Below are 13,031 nucleotides of genomic sequence, written 5' to 3'. Positions count from 1 at the left end.
ATGAACATGGAAGCTAGAGCAACGCATGTACGTTGCATCATTCTTGCCGGCGGTAAAGGCGCCCGGCTGCGCTCGCGGGTTGCAGATCTGCCCAAACCCATGGCGCCGGTGGCTGATCGCCCATTTTTGGAGCTGCTGCTGGATCAGCTGGAGCGCCAGAATATCCAGGATATCGTGCTGTCTCTCGGCTATAAAAGCGAGCACATCGTCCGCCATTTCGAAGAACACCCCCGCGCCACCCAGCGCCTGAAGTTCGTGATCGAGGAAGCGCCCATGGGCACCGGCGGCGCGATTCGTATGGCGGCGGAGCAACATCCTGCGCCTTACTATCTGGTGCTCAATGGAGACAGCTTCTGTCACACCGACTTACAGGACTTTATTTCCTCCGTCTATCGCAGTGAGTTCACCAACGGCATGCTGGCCGCGCTGCAACCCGACTGCTCTCGCTACGGTAAGCTCACCGTACACAAGCACAGCGGCAAAGTGATTATGATTGAGGAGAAAAAGCCGAATGCCGGCCCTGGCCTGATCAACGCCGGCGTCTATTTCCTCAGCGCCGAGTTCTTACATAAACATTGTCCCCAACAAGGCGCGTTTTCCTTCGAACAAACCGCCTTTCCGGCGCTGGTGGGCGGAGGTTTATACGCCTACACCAAAGCCGGTCCGTTTATCGATATCGGCATACCCGAAGACTACGACTTTTTATGCGCCCACACAGAGCAGTTCTTTCCACAGCGGGAAGCAACCCTTTCCGCGCTCAGTGATTGAGCCCGGACAACCAGGAGGATGACCAATGAACATTGACATGGACTATGTAAAAGAACGCATCAGAGATTCGATTGCAGTCAAACAACGCCTGCTCGCAGACGAGGCGCTGATGGAGAAAGTGCTCCGTCTGGGTCAGGTCTGCGTGGAGGTTTATAAAAGGGGCAACAAGGTTATCCTGGCGGGAAATGGCGGCAGCGCGGCGGACGCGCAGCATATCGCGGCGGAATTCGTCAGCCGCTTTGAATTCGATCGTCCCGGTCTGCCGGCGCTGGCGGTGACGACAGATACCTCCATGCTGACGGCCATCGGCAATGATTACGGCTACGAACGGGTTTTCGCACGCCAGGTGGAGGCCAACGCCAAACCCGGCGACCTGTTCATCGGCATCACTACGTCCGGTAATTCCAAGAATATTCTGGTCGCCCTGGAAAGCGCCAAGGAAATGGACCTGATCACCGCCGCCTTCGCTGGTTCCGGCGGCAAAGTGCAGGACCTGGCGGAGCACGTCATCAACGTTCCCTCCATGCATACGCCAAGAATTCAGGAATGCCACATCATGATCGGACACATTATCTGCGGTATCGTGGAAGACGCGATATTCGGCGAAACCGCCGCCTGAACTGGAACTCACAACCACTGACAAGGACACGATTATGTTGGACATACCGCAACTCCTCTCCCGAGTGAAACTGTTCCGTAAAAAGGCCGCCGTGCGCTGCGCCATGTGCTCAATGGGCGGCGTCGGCTCCACTGCTCTGGCGCGCCATATCGGCTCCATCTCCGATAAAACCATCCGCGAACACGCCTATACGCCCGCCGTGTATGACGATGAAGTCGATATTCGACTCGGTTACATGTTCGGCAATCCTTACGACGCTGTGCTCTCATTGTTTCGCCGCAATTATCAGGACATGCACGCGAAAGCCATGAACGTGAACAGCCCTACTCCGGCGCGTTCGCTGCGCGGCATGACGCTGGAAGAGTATTTGGAAAGAGGCGTGGATGAGTTCAATATCGAGCGCCAGTTTGATAACTGGGTCAGTAATCTGTCCCCCAAACACCCGACTATTTTGATTAAGTACGAGAGCCTGGGTTCGACTATCGACAAAGTGCTGGAGTTTTTCCAGTGCGAGGAGCCGTTCGAACTAAAGCGTCGCAATTCCTCCTGGGTGGACCAGCCTTCACGCATCATTGAAGGACTGCAGCTGATTTACGGCGATGTCGCCGCCAAGATAGACGCCATGCCGCCGCTGAAAATATTGCTGCCGGAAAGCGCTCACACCCGTACCCTGAACGCCGTTCCCAGCTAATTCCAATACAGGTCCCGGAGGCAGAGCCTCCGGGTTCGCCGCTTACTTGACCGCATTGTTCACACTGGTGTGAAAGCCGCCCATTTGAGGCGATATATCCGTATTCAATAAGTCCTGATTCCAGACTTCGATATAGTAAATGCCCGATTGCAGCGCGAACTTGATGGCGTCGATCAAGTCTTCCCGGGTAATTTCGTTATAAGCCCGGGTTGAGGCCGTGCCGACCAATTGCACGCCGGCAAAGCTGGACGCAGCGCCGGACAACAGCAGGCTATACATTTCCGGGTACGCAACCTCCGCATTGCGACGACTCCACCAAGCCGCAAATACGCCAAAGCGCGCGCCAATGGAGGCCTGCCCATAGGCGACAACCTGCTCCGCCACAGTCGGCGAACCCAATACCGGATGCACATCCAGATCCAGACGAGTGTCGTCAAAAGCTTGGCTGTATGCATCCAGAATTCGCTTCCAAGAGCTTACTAACGCAGACTCGCTGTATCCTTTCGCATAGAAGTCCGCTTCCGCCTGAGCGTCAAAAAAGTACTGCATTTCAAAGCCATTGGTAGTGGAGTTGGTCATATGCACCAATTGCAATGCCTCCTCGCCGCTATAGCGAGCGCCCAAGGCCGCAATAAATTTTGTCAGGTAATGCAGATAGGTTTCATCCCAGGGAATCGGCAGACGCCGGGGAATGTCCCTGCGAAAGATGTAATCCAGCATGTCCGCGCCTTCGGATTCCAGCCAGGCCGGCGCAGCATATCCATTCAACAGCGCGAAGGTGACATGCAACCCCTGCGCCTTGGCTTTGGCCAACTGCTGGTCCAGCAATGTCCAATCATAGACGCCGGGAGATGGCTCCATTTCCGCCCAGGGAATGCGCACCAATACGCCATCCAGATAAGCCGCTTCATCGATATTATTAAACACCGAGGAGGTGGTGCTGGTAGTCGGACCACAGCTGCAATAGATACCGGCAAGTTCGTAGGTTTTAGGTGACTCAGGCTCACCAGGATCGTCGATGATGTCGTCCTGACCGGCATCACTATCCACACTGCCTGTTGGCTCCGGGTTATCTGAATCTATGCTGGCCGTGGGATCGGTTTGGGTATCCACAATCTCCCCATTTGAGTCGGCGCCGCTACCTGTACTTCCTCCGCCACCGCCGCCACAAGCACATAGAGTCAAAAATAGAGCCGCTAATAATAATCTGGCCGCCATGACGCCTGACCGCATCAGAGCGACAGACCACTGATAAGTTCGCAACAACATAGTTCATCCCATAACTTCAGCGCCGGACTGACCGGCAAACATGCAATCCATCGCCCGCAACTACCTGAACACGGACATTTGGCGAGGGCATCATATAAGGATGAAACTGATCAAAAAAGAAACGGTTTGTAAAAACGGGGGGTGTAGCGCCGGCTGTAACCATATTCCAACAAACAGCAATAAATTCATCAGGGTATGTTGCAGCGAGTGAGTCACAGTCTTCTTTTATAAAGATATGCAACGCTAAAATAGCCAATAAAAAGCATACCTGTCGCACAGCAACAACGATGCGACAGGAGGCCTTAAACCACACCAAGGAAAGACAATATGAGAAGCATAATAAAGCTGGCGCTGGCCATCGCCTTGAACGCCAGCATTCTGGGTTGCGCCACGTACTATCAACCTGTCCGCTTTTACGACGCATCCTCTTGCGAGTACCGAATCACCAGTCTGCGGCAAGACATTCATACTTGTTACGGGGAAGCATTCCCAATTGAGTATGCGGTATTGGTCGCGGCGCAAAGCGACGGTCAGATTTTTCGTGAGCAGTTGAAAACGTTGGCGGGCTTCGACTGGGAAAATGAGCGCGCCATCCTCATTACCGCGCTAGCCGATAAAGCCAATAACGATGGCTATCACACCGATGTGAAAACTGCTCAGGATGTACTGGCGGGTCGCCCTTTCATGATTCAACTGTATTCTCATGAGGGAGATTTATTGGCGGAATCCAGTGAGTTGGTGGATTTGCATTGGATTCAGTCACATCAGAGGTAGGGGAGATTTACAGGGGGTAGCGAAGCGTCAGACTACACCGCTTCGCCTTGAGGACGCGAGCTGACTTACCAGGGATAAGCTGCTTCTTTCACTTCCGGGGTAGGTGAAGATGTGACTTTCAGCGCCAACATCAGTTTCGCGGGGGCGCCGCCTTCGAGCACAATCTTACCTTCTGAAAAAGCGTCGTCATCTTTACCGCGTTTACCGATGAGGACTTCTTCAGCGCCATTTTTGGAGGCATGATAAAGCGCTTCTTCCATATCAATCTGAAAGACTCTACCCAGAATCGTACGCGTCCCTCGCGCTCTTTCCCATACTTCCAGACATGGCGAAGGCTTACCATTTTTTGAGCCTTCCTTGGTGATCAATTCCACTTGATATTCCGTGCCGGTCTCAAAGTCCTTTTTTGCAATATCCAAAATTGTAGTCATATCCTACTCCCTTGTTTTTTGCCGTTAATTTTTCTAATAAGGCCGTCACGCCTTGACGGCCTGTCTTCAGCATTATGGCACAATATAACGATGGATTTGGCCGCACGCCCTCCTCTGAATTCGCCACAGCCCCTGTTCAGCGGCTCATATTCGGCCACCTGCTAGACATCAGGTCACAGCGCCGCGGCAGATTCGCTCCAGAAGTTCAGGAAACTCAATTCCGGCGGCCCTCGCCGCTTGCGGCAATAGACTGCTCGCTGTCATCCCCGGCAACGAATTCCCTTCCAGGCACCACAGAGCGCCGTTATCTTCCATACGAAAGTCGATCCGGCTGTACACGCCCAGCTTCAGCGCCGCATGAGCCCGCAATGCAATTTCCTGCATGACGACGGCGTCAGCCTCGGAAATATCCGCAGGGAATATTTCACGGGCGCCGCCCACCTGATACTTGGCTTGGTAATCGAAGATCTCGTTAGGCGCGATAATTTCGCCAACCGGCAATGCTTTCCCCTCCAATATCCCAACCGTGAATTCTCGTCCGGGAACGAACTTTTCAATCATGACTTCATCGTCGTATTCACTTGCAAGCGCTATCGCCCCCGCCAGTTCAGCTTCTTCACGCACTACACTTAAACCGACGGTGGAGCCTTGCTTGCTGGGTTTGACCACCACAGGCCAACCTAATTTCTTCGCGACCTCATCGCTGCTTGCCGGCGCCATCAGCCAATCCGGCGTGGGTACGCCCGCGGCCCGAAATAAGCGCTTACTCAGGTCCTTGTCCATAGCCGCCGCGCTCGCAATATGATTGCTGCCGGTATACGCCAGGCCTGCAAGATTTAGCATCGCCTGAATCCGCCCGTCTTCTCCGGCGCCGCCATGCAACGCTAGAAAAACGACATCAACGTCACGGATATTGAAAGCCTCCGCAGACAAAGCAATGGCTCGCCCGCGCACATCGGCGATAACTGAAGTAGACGGAGGCTCTGGAGCCACACCGGCTTGCAGTAGTCGCACCTCCTCCGCTGCAGATAACTGCCCAGTGGCGGTATCCACAGAAAACACTTCATGCCCCAGACTACGCAGCGTCGGAATAATTTGCGCGGCGCTGGCGATTGAGACGTCCCGCTCCTCGCTCGTGCCGCCGAATAATACTGCGATTTTCATGGCCCTGATTCTCCTCACCCAGACGCAAAAACAAAAAAGCCCCAAAATAATGGGGCTTTCAAGTCAGGCTGTCACAGCTCTATATCTTAAATATTCTTTAGCTTCCGGTTCAGAAGGGAATATCGTCGTCAAAGTCGTCCATAGGCTCTGGCATGGGCGGTTTTGGTTGCTGAGGCTGTTGCGGGCGTTGTTGCGCCTGATTCGGGGCGGAATAACCGCCGCTGGACGCGCCATAGTTATTGTTGGGGGCGCCGCCGTAATTGTTCGAAGGAGCGCCGCCATAATTACCCGCAGGCGCAGCAGCTGGAGCGCCACCATAGTTATCGCCGGAAGGAGCGGATTGCTGCCAGCCGTCGTTGTAACCTTGCGAGTTATCCATACCACCGCCGCCACTGCGACTGTCGAGCATCTGCATCTGGCCTTGCATGTCTACAACAATTTCTGTGCTGTAACGATCCTGTCCAGACTGGTCCTGCCATTTGCGCGTTTGCAGGCGACCTTCAATATATACTTTGGAGCCTTTTTTCAAGTACTGTGCGGCGATCTCCGCCAACTTGCCGAACAGCACAACCCGATGCCATTCCGTACGGGGCACCAGTTGTCCCGTCTGCTTGTCTTTATAACTCTCGTCAGTCGCCAACCTCAGGTTGGAAATCGCGCTGCCGGAGGGGGTATAACGTGTTTCCGGATCGCTACCCAAATTACCAATTAGAATTACTTTATTTACACCACGCGCCATATCGCTCTCCAAACGTTATCCCTCAACCTGGGCGGTGAGAGGGTAATTTACCAGCGCTTTCTCATCAAAGCGCTGTCTATCAATCTTTAAATACGCCAAGTGTTCTTCAATCACCAGAGTGACGTCTTCAACACCATGAATTTGCGTCAGTTCCTGCGCTATCTTATCCGCTGCGTCCACATTAAACGGTTGCAGCGACAGCACATAACTCGCTGTATAGGGAGGATCAGGCATGAACAGGGACACTCCGCCCCATACTACCGCCATCACTGTACAAAGACCATACACCCCCATCAAACCAAACTTCTGGTAGGCCAGTCCACCTAGGACGCCCCCTAGAAAGGCGCCGAAGAACTGCGAGCTGGAGTACACCCCCATCGCTGTTCCCCGCATTCCCGCAGGCGCCACCTTGCTGACCAAAGAGGGCAAAGTCGCTTCCAAGAAGTTGAAAGCCAAGAAAAAGCCGAATACAGCCAGGGTAAACCCGATAAAGTCGTTCCCCGCTTTCATTACAATCATGAGTGCGGCCGCCAATAACCAGACCGCTCCAATGAAAACCTGCCGCAAAAGCCGCTTCTTCTCACCGATGATGATCAGCGGAATCATGAATACAAAAGCCCCGCCCATCACCGCCAGATAAAACCAGCCATGTCGATCCGCGGCCATATTAAATTTATCCGCCAATGTAACCGGCATTGCGACGAACATCGCCGTCAATATCATATGGAGCGAGAATATCCCCCAATTCAGGCGCATCAGCTCTTTATGCTGAAAGGCATCCCGCAAGGCGGAGCCAAGAACTATCGTTTCCAGGTTACGCCGCTGCTGTAACGGGGTCGGCACTTTATACAACAAAACCACTCCTGACAACGCCATACACGCCGTCGCCCAAAACAGTCCAGATAATCCCGCAAAGCCCGAAATCAGTGGTCCTAAAACCAGCGCCAACGCAAATGACAGCCCAATCGTCATTCCCACGGTCGCCATGGCCTTGGTGCGATTCTCTTCCTGCGTCAAATCACTGAGCAGCGCCATCAATACACTGGCGATAGCTCCCGCTCCTTGCAACAGACGACCAAATATAACGCCATAGATATGATCGCTTAATGCAGCCACGACACTGCCAAGGCAGAATAACCCCAAACCGATCAAGATCAGCTTCTTTCGACCAAAACGATCAGACAACGCCCCAAAAGGCACCTGCATGACAGCCTGGCTCAAGCCATAGACGCCTATGGCGAGACCCAGTAGCGCTGGGGTTGCGCCCTCAAGCTCTCTGCCCAACACCATGAAAACCGGCAGCACCATAAACAGCCCAAGCATTCGCATGGCGTATAACGAAGCCAGCGCCGAGACAGCGCGGCGCTCCTGGGGCATAAACCTCTGCGTCTTTTGCATTTAACTACCGTACCAGTCCATCAAAAAGCGCACATTGTAGCATTTGACCAGCCACTTATTAATCGATTCGCTGTCGCTTTGCCCATCCTGTTTCCGTACTTATATAATGACCGGCTGTAAATTCCGGAGGTGAAAAGTATTTTATGGACACGATCCAAGTCCGCGGAGCCCGAACTCACAATCTTAAGAATGTCGACCTGGACTTGCCGAGAGACAAGCTCATCGTCATTACCGGGCTATCAGGCTCAGGCAAGTCATCCCTGGCTTTTGATACGCTTTACGCGGAGGGACAGCGGCGCTATGTGGAATCGCTGTCCACTTACGCCAGACAGTTCCTGTCCATGATGGAGAAGCCGGACGTTGACCATATAGAGGGCCTTTCACCCGCTATTTCCATCGAGCAGAAGTCCACCTCTCATAACCCGCGCTCTACTGTCGGCACCATTACAGAAATCTATGATTACCTGCGCCTGTTGTTCGCACGCGCTGGAGAGCCTCGCTGCCCTGATCACGACATCGTTCTCGAAGCCCAAACGGTCAGTCAGATGGTCGACCGAATCCTTGAGTTGCCTCAGGACAGCAAGTGGATGCTGTTGGCGCCGGTGATACGCAACCGCAAAGGCGAGCATCTGCATGTGATTGAGGGGCTGCGTGCGCAAGGCTTCATTCGCGCGCGTATTGATGGCATCGTAACTGACCTCGACGACATTCCCCAATTAGATAAGAAGCGTAAACACACCATTGAGGTTGTCGTCGATCGGCTCAAGATACGAGCAGATATTCAGACCCGATTGGCCGAGTCTATCGAAACCTGCATTGAGTTGGCTGAAGGCGTCGTCATCGCCGCGCCAATGGACGGAGACGGCGAAGAACTGATCTTTTCAGCACTATTCGCCTGTCCTGAATGTGGATACAGTGTCAGCGAACTGGAACCAAGAGTTTTCTCCTTTAATAATCCAGCCGGCGCCTGTCCAAGCTGTGACGGACTTGGCGTAAAACAGTATTTCGATCCAGAGAAGCTTGTAGAGCGTCCAGAACTGACATTGGCTGAAGGCGCTATCAAAGGATGGGACAGGCGCAGCGTGTTCTACTTTCAAATGCTGACCAGCCTTGCAGACCACTATGACGTCGACATTGAAACACCTTTTGAAGCGCTTCCTGAATCTTTCCAAAATGCGCTACTAAAAGGCAGCGGGCGCACCGATATCAAATTCAAATATGTGAATAGCCGCGGAGACATTGTCTTCAGAGAGCACCCATTCGAAGGCATATTGCCCAATATTGAACGTCGTTACCGAGAAACAGACTCGCAAATGGTGCGAGACGAGCTGTCCAAGTTCCTCACCCAGAAGTCTTGCCCGGATTGCCACGGCAGCCGACTAAAACGCTCTTCTCGTCATGTGTTTATCGACAATAAGAGCCTGCCGGACACATCTAGCATGGCCATCGGCGATGCATCCAGCTTCTTTCATCATTTGTCTCTGCCTGGCCGTAAAGGTGAGATTGCGGCGAAGATCGTTAAAGAAATCCAGCTACGTCTACAATTTCTCGTTAACGTCGGATTAGATTATCTGACGCTGGATCGCAGCGCAGAGACTCTTTCCGGAGGAGAGGCCCAGCGCATCAGATTAGCCAGTCAGATAGGCGCAGGACTCGTTGGCGTCATGTATGTGCTTGATGAGCCGTCCATCGGTCTGCACCAGCGAGACAATGACCGCCTATTGGCCACATTGACGCACCTACGGGACCTTGGTAACACCGTCATCGTGGTTGAGCATGATGAAGACGCCATCCGTATGGCGGACTATGTCGTAGATATTGGGCCTGGCGCCGGAGTCCACGGCGGAGAAATAGTCGCTCAAGGTTCTCCCGAACAAGTTATGGATAGTGATAAATCCATCACCGGCCAATATCTGAAAGGAACGCGATGCATTGCTGTACCGGAACAAAGAGTCCAGCCGGATCCAGACAAACAGCTCATTATTACCGGGGCTACCGGGAACAACCTGCAGTCCGTCACGCTAAAAGTCCCTGTAGGACTGTTTACATGTATCACCGGGGTGTCAGGATCAGGTAAGTCCACGCTGATCAATAGTACGCTCTATCCAATCGCCGCCACCAAGCTCAACATGGCGACCACTCTCACCGCCGAGCCCTATGAATCAATTGAAGGCTTGGATCATTTCGATAAAGTTATTGATATCGACCAAAGCCCAATAGGACGTACTCCAAGATCCAACCCTGCGACCTATACAGGCATATTCACACCAATAAGAGAGCTTTTCGCAGCGACTCAAGAAGCAAGATCTCGCGGCTATAAACCGGGAAGGTTCAGCTTTAACGTACGTGGGGGACGCTGTGAAGCCTGTCAGGGTGACGGAGTCATCAAAGTAGAAATGCACTTTCTGCCCGACCTCTATGTCCCCTGCGATGTGTGCAAAGGTAAACGCTATAATCGTGAAACTCTAGAAGTCACCTACAAAGGCAAATCAATACATGACGTGTTAGAGATGACAGTTGAAGATGCCCGGGAATTCTTCGACGCGATTCCAGCAATTGCCAAAAAGCTGCAGACATTGATTGATGTTGGCCTCTCTTATATCCGCCTCGGTCAAAGCGCCGTGACGTTATCGGGAGGCGAAGCCCAACGCGTCAAGCTTTCACGGGAACTCTCCAAGAGGGATACAGGCAAGACCTTATATATTCTCGACGAACCTACAACAGGCCTGCATTTCTATGACATTGATCAGCTACTTAAAGTACTGCATCGCCTGCGCGACCACGGTAACACCATTGTTGTAATTGAGCACAACCTTGATGTTATTAAAACAGCGGATTGGATCATCGATCTTGGCCCAGAAGGAGGAAGCCGGGGCGGATTAATTATCGCCGAAGGCGCGCCAGAAAGCGTTAAAGACAATGAGATGTCTCACACTGCTCATTTCTTGAAACGTATTCTGGAAAGCTAGCTGCAGAGAATGATACGGGAGCAGCGACCAATCGAAGCTCCTTTATCTAAGAAAAGGCCTAGCCTTCATTTTCGCATAAAAAAAGCCGCTAAAAGCGGCTTTTTAATATCCGAGAAGATCTTACTCTTCGTTGTCGCCTTCGGCTTCAACTACCGGACGGTCCACCAGCTCGACAAAAGCCATTGGAGCACTGTCACCCGGTCTCAGACCGCACTTGAGAATACGCAGATAACCACCAGGGCGATCTTTGTAACGAGGACCAATCTCTTCGAATAGTTTGGTCACTGCTTCTCTGCTTCTCAGACGTGAGAAAGCGAGACGGCGGTTAGCTACAGAATCACTTTTAGCCAACGTGATCAGCGGCTCAGCCACTCTTCTCAGTTCTTTCGCTTTGGGCACCGTGGTTTTGATCAGCTCATGCTCTACCAACGATGCCGCCATATTCCGGAACATCGACTTGCGATGCGCGCTAGTCCGGTTAAATTTACGACCACTTTTACGATGACGCATCTTCTTTATCCTTCAACTACACTGTTGGCGCGCATTAGCCGCCTAATACCCGATCATCGCCCCGAATGCTGGCGGGTGGCCAGTTTTCAAGACGCATACCTAAAGACAAGCCGCGTGAAGCAAGCACGTCTTTAATTTCGGTTAATGATTTCTTGCCTAGGTTAGGAGTCTTCAGAAGCTCCACCTCAGTGCGTTGAATGAGATCACCGATATAGTAGATGTTCTCAGCTTTTAAGCAGTTCGCTGAACGCACAGTCAGTTCTAAATCATCAACCGGCCGCAGAAGAATCGGATCGATTTCTTCTTGCTCTTCAACTTTTTCTGGCTCATTTTGCTGATCAAAATCTACAAAGACAGCAAGCTGCTGTTGCAGAATTGTCGCTGCCCTACGGATTGCTTCCTCAGGATCAATCGTGCCGTTTGTTTCCAAGTCGATAACCAACTTGTCCAAATCGGTACGTTGCTCAACCCGAGCGCTTTCAACGTTATAAGCAACACGGAGCACAGGACTGAAAGAAGAATCAAGCTGCAATCTTCCAATTGCTCTTGTCTCATCGTCAGCTGAATTCCGCTGATCCGCAGGCTCATAACCACGCCCACGAGCCACTTTCAGTTTCATCTTAACGTCGCCATTTGAGTTAAGATTGCAAATGACCATGTCTGGGTTCGCAATCTCAACATCATGATCAAGTTGGATATCGCTAGCCAATACTGGACCAGCGCCCTTCTTGTTCAGGGACAACGTTGCTTCATCGCGGTTGTGCATCTTGATGGCGAGATTCTTCAAGTTCAGAAGAATCTCAATCACATCTTCCTGCACACCTTCAACGGTGCTGTACTCGTGAAGAACGCCGTCGATCTCAACTTCGACGACAGCGCAACCCGGCATTGAAGACAGCAAAATGCGGCGTAATGCACTTCCTAAAGTATGCCCGAAACCGCGTTCGAGCGGTTCCAGGGTCACCTTTGCGTGAGTCGCATTGATTTGATTCACCTCTATAGTACGAGGTGTAAGAAATTCGTTTAATGAACGCTGCATAGACGCCCCTACTGGCTAAATTAGTTGCTGGCCTTACTTAGAGTAGAGCTCCACAATCAGGTTTTCGTTAATATCTGGAGACAGATCAGTACGCTCAGGAACTGACTTGAAGGTTCCAGACATCTTCGCAGCATCAACTTCAATCCACTCAAGAGTTGCGCGCTGTGCGGCTAACTCAAGTGAGCCTTTAATGCGAAGCTGATTCTTTGATTTCTCGCGAATGCTTACTACATCGCCAGGCTTGACCTGATAGGACGGAATATTTACAGCCTTACCATTTACCAGAATCGCCTTGTGTGACACCAACTGACGGGCTTCGGAGCGGGTGGAGCCGAATCCCATACGGTATACAACATTATCCAGACGACGCTCTAACAACTGGAGCAGGTTCTCGCCTGTAGCGCCTTTAATGCGGGCTGCTTCTTTATAGTAGTTACGGAATTGCTTTTCCAGAACTCCGTACATACGACGTACTTTTTGCTTCTCACGCAACTGTAGACCATAGTCGGAAAGACGACCACGACGTTGGCCATGTTGCCCAGGAGCGGTCTCCATGTTGCACTTGCTATCAAGTGCGCGAGCTCCACTCTTCAAAAATAGGTCTGTGCCTTCGCGGCGAGACAACTTACATTTCGGTCCAATATAACGAGCCATTAGACT

13 protein-coding genes are annotated in these 13,031 nt (G+C 52.1%); 5 read left to right on the top strand and 8 right to left on the bottom strand.

Annotation, left to right across the window (positions count from 1 at the left end; genetic code table 11):
• The first annotated feature begins 6 nt into the window (after window positions 1-6).
• From O5O45_RS29345 to O5O45_RS29335, 3 genes are read left to right on the top strand one after another with little or no spacing between them, the layout of a single operon-like run.
• Window positions 7-768, top strand: coding sequence for a nucleotidyltransferase family protein (locus tag O5O45_RS29345; RefSeq protein WP_305902806.1), 762 nt, complete (start codon window positions 7-9; stop codon window positions 766-768).
• Between the two features lie 25 nt (window positions 769-793).
• Window positions 794-1,387 (top strand): D-sedoheptulose-7-phosphate isomerase, encoded by a 594-nt coding sequence (locus O5O45_RS29340; RefSeq protein ID WP_305902805.1) that lies wholly within the window; start codon window positions 794-796, stop codon window positions 1,385-1,387.
• Window positions 1,388-1,421: 34 nt separating this feature from the next.
• On the top strand, window positions 1,422-2,078 hold the full coding sequence (locus tag O5O45_RS29335; protein WP_305902804.1) for a hypothetical protein: 657 nt from the start codon (window positions 1,422-1,424) through the stop codon (window positions 2,076-2,078).
• Window positions 2,079-2,120: 42 nt separating this feature from the next.
• Here O5O45_RS29335 and O5O45_RS29330 read toward each other — a convergent pair whose 3' ends face one another.
• Entirely contained in the window at window positions 2,121-3,191 is a 1,071-nt protein-coding gene (locus O5O45_RS29330) for a beta-galactosidase (RefSeq protein WP_305902803.1), read from the bottom strand.
• Window positions 3,192-3,674: 483 nt separating this feature from the next.
• Here O5O45_RS29330 and O5O45_RS29325 point away from each other — a divergent pair, with 483 nt between their 5' ends.
• Window positions 3,675-4,121: a hypothetical protein gene (locus O5O45_RS29325; RefSeq protein ID WP_305902802.1), complete on the top strand. Its 447-nt coding sequence runs from the start codon at window positions 3,675-3,677 to the stop codon at window positions 4,119-4,121.
• Between the two features lie 65 nt (window positions 4,122-4,186).
• Here the strand turns inward: O5O45_RS29325 and O5O45_RS29320 are convergent, their stop codons facing one another.
• From O5O45_RS29320 to O5O45_RS29305, 4 genes are all read right to left on the bottom strand, one after another.
• Window positions 4,187-4,552, bottom strand: a complete 366-nt coding sequence (locus O5O45_RS29320; protein WP_216737720.1) for a hypothetical protein — start codon at window positions 4,550-4,552, stop codon at window positions 4,187-4,189.
• 168 nt (window positions 4,553-4,720) lie between these two features.
• Window positions 4,721-5,716, bottom strand: coding sequence for a D-alanine--D-alanine ligase family protein (locus O5O45_RS29315; RefSeq protein ID WP_305902801.1), 996 nt, complete (start codon window positions 5,714-5,716; stop codon window positions 4,721-4,723).
• Between the two features lie 109 nt (window positions 5,717-5,825).
• The gene (ssb, locus tag O5O45_RS29310; RefSeq protein WP_305902800.1) at window positions 5,826-6,455 is read right to left on the bottom strand and encodes a single-stranded DNA-binding protein; all 630 of its coding nucleotides are present in this window, start codon (window positions 6,453-6,455) and stop codon (window positions 5,826-5,828) included.
• A 15-nt stretch (window positions 6,456-6,470) separates the two neighbouring features.
• Window positions 6,471-7,853 (bottom strand): MFS transporter, encoded by a 1,383-nt coding sequence (locus tag O5O45_RS29305; RefSeq protein ID WP_305902799.1) that lies wholly within the window; start codon window positions 7,851-7,853, stop codon window positions 6,471-6,473.
• Window positions 7,854-7,996: 143 nt separating this feature from the next.
• On the opposite strand from O5O45_RS29305, the gene uvrA reads away from it, so the two are divergent.
• Entirely contained in the window at window positions 7,997-10,822 is a 2,826-nt protein-coding gene (gene uvrA / locus O5O45_RS29300; RefSeq protein WP_305902798.1) for an excinuclease ABC subunit UvrA, read from the top strand.
• 120 nt (window positions 10,823-10,942) lie between these two features.
• Here the strand turns inward: uvrA and rplQ are convergent, their stop codons facing one another.
• Genes rplQ through rpsD form a run of 3 tightly spaced genes read right to left on the bottom strand, consistent with a single transcriptional unit; the run spans window position 10,943 to window position 13,025 of the window.
• The gene (gene rplQ / locus O5O45_RS29295; RefSeq protein ID WP_305902797.1) at window positions 10,943-11,332 is read right to left on the bottom strand and encodes a 50S ribosomal protein L17; all 390 of its coding nucleotides are present in this window, start codon (window positions 11,330-11,332) and stop codon (window positions 10,943-10,945) included.
• A 34-nt stretch (window positions 11,333-11,366) separates the two neighbouring features.
• A complete protein-coding gene (locus tag O5O45_RS29290; protein WP_011399895.1) occupies window positions 11,367-12,371 on the bottom strand; it encodes a DNA-directed RNA polymerase subunit alpha in 1,005 nt (334 codons plus the stop codon).
• 33 nt (window positions 12,372-12,404) lie between these two features.
• Entirely contained in the window at window positions 12,405-13,025 is a 621-nt protein-coding gene (gene rpsD, locus O5O45_RS29285; protein ID WP_011399896.1) for a 30S ribosomal protein S4, read from the bottom strand.
• Between the last annotated feature and the right edge of the window lie 6 nt (window positions 13,026-13,031).

Origin of the sequence: Hahella sp. HNIBRBA332 (assembly GCF_030719035.1) — a bacterium.
Taxonomy (GTDB): Bacteria; Pseudomonadota; Gammaproteobacteria; order Pseudomonadales; family Oleiphilaceae; genus Hahella.
Note: the sequence above shows the minus strand (reverse complement) of the source record. Positions and strands in the feature narration are given on the sequence as shown.

Coding starts and splice junctions, on each gene's coding strand:
- O5O45_RS29320 (WP_216737720.1), bottom strand. CDS start 4,552: ATGACTACAATTTTGGATATTGCAAAAAAGGACTTTGAGACCGGCACG.
- ssb (WP_305902800.1), bottom strand. CDS start 6,455: ATGGCGCGTGGTGTAAATAAAGTAATTCTAATTGGTAATTTGGGTAGC.
- O5O45_RS29340 (WP_305902805.1), top strand. CDS start 794: ATGAACATTGACATGGACTATGTAAAAGAACGCATCAGAGATTCGATT.
- uvrA (WP_305902798.1), top strand. CDS start 7,997: ATGGACACGATCCAAGTCCGCGGAGCCCGAACTCACAATCTTAAGAAT.
- O5O45_RS29345 (WP_305902806.1), top strand. CDS start 7: ATGGAAGCTAGAGCAACGCATGTACGTTGCATCATTCTTGCCGGCGGT.
- O5O45_RS29335 (WP_305902804.1), top strand. CDS start 1,422: ATGTTGGACATACCGCAACTCCTCTCCCGAGTGAAACTGTTCCGTAAA.
- O5O45_RS29315 (WP_305902801.1), bottom strand. CDS start 5,716: ATGAAAATCGCAGTATTATTCGGCGGCACGAGCGAGGAGCGGGACGTC.
- rpsD (WP_011399896.1), bottom strand. CDS start 13,025: ATGGCTCGTTATATTGGACCGAAATGTAAGTTGTCTCGCCGCGAAGGC.
- O5O45_RS29305 (WP_305902799.1), bottom strand. CDS start 7,853: ATGCAAAAGACGCAGAGGTTTATGCCCCAGGAGCGCCGCGCTGTCTCG.
- O5O45_RS29325 (WP_305902802.1), top strand. CDS start 3,675: ATGAGAAGCATAATAAAGCTGGCGCTGGCCATCGCCTTGAACGCCAGC.
- rplQ (WP_305902797.1), bottom strand. CDS start 11,332: ATGCGTCATCGTAAAAGTGGTCGTAAATTTAACCGGACTAGCGCGCAT.
- O5O45_RS29290 (WP_011399895.1), bottom strand. CDS start 12,371: ATGCAGCGTTCATTAAACGAATTTCTTACACCTCGTACTATAGAGGTG.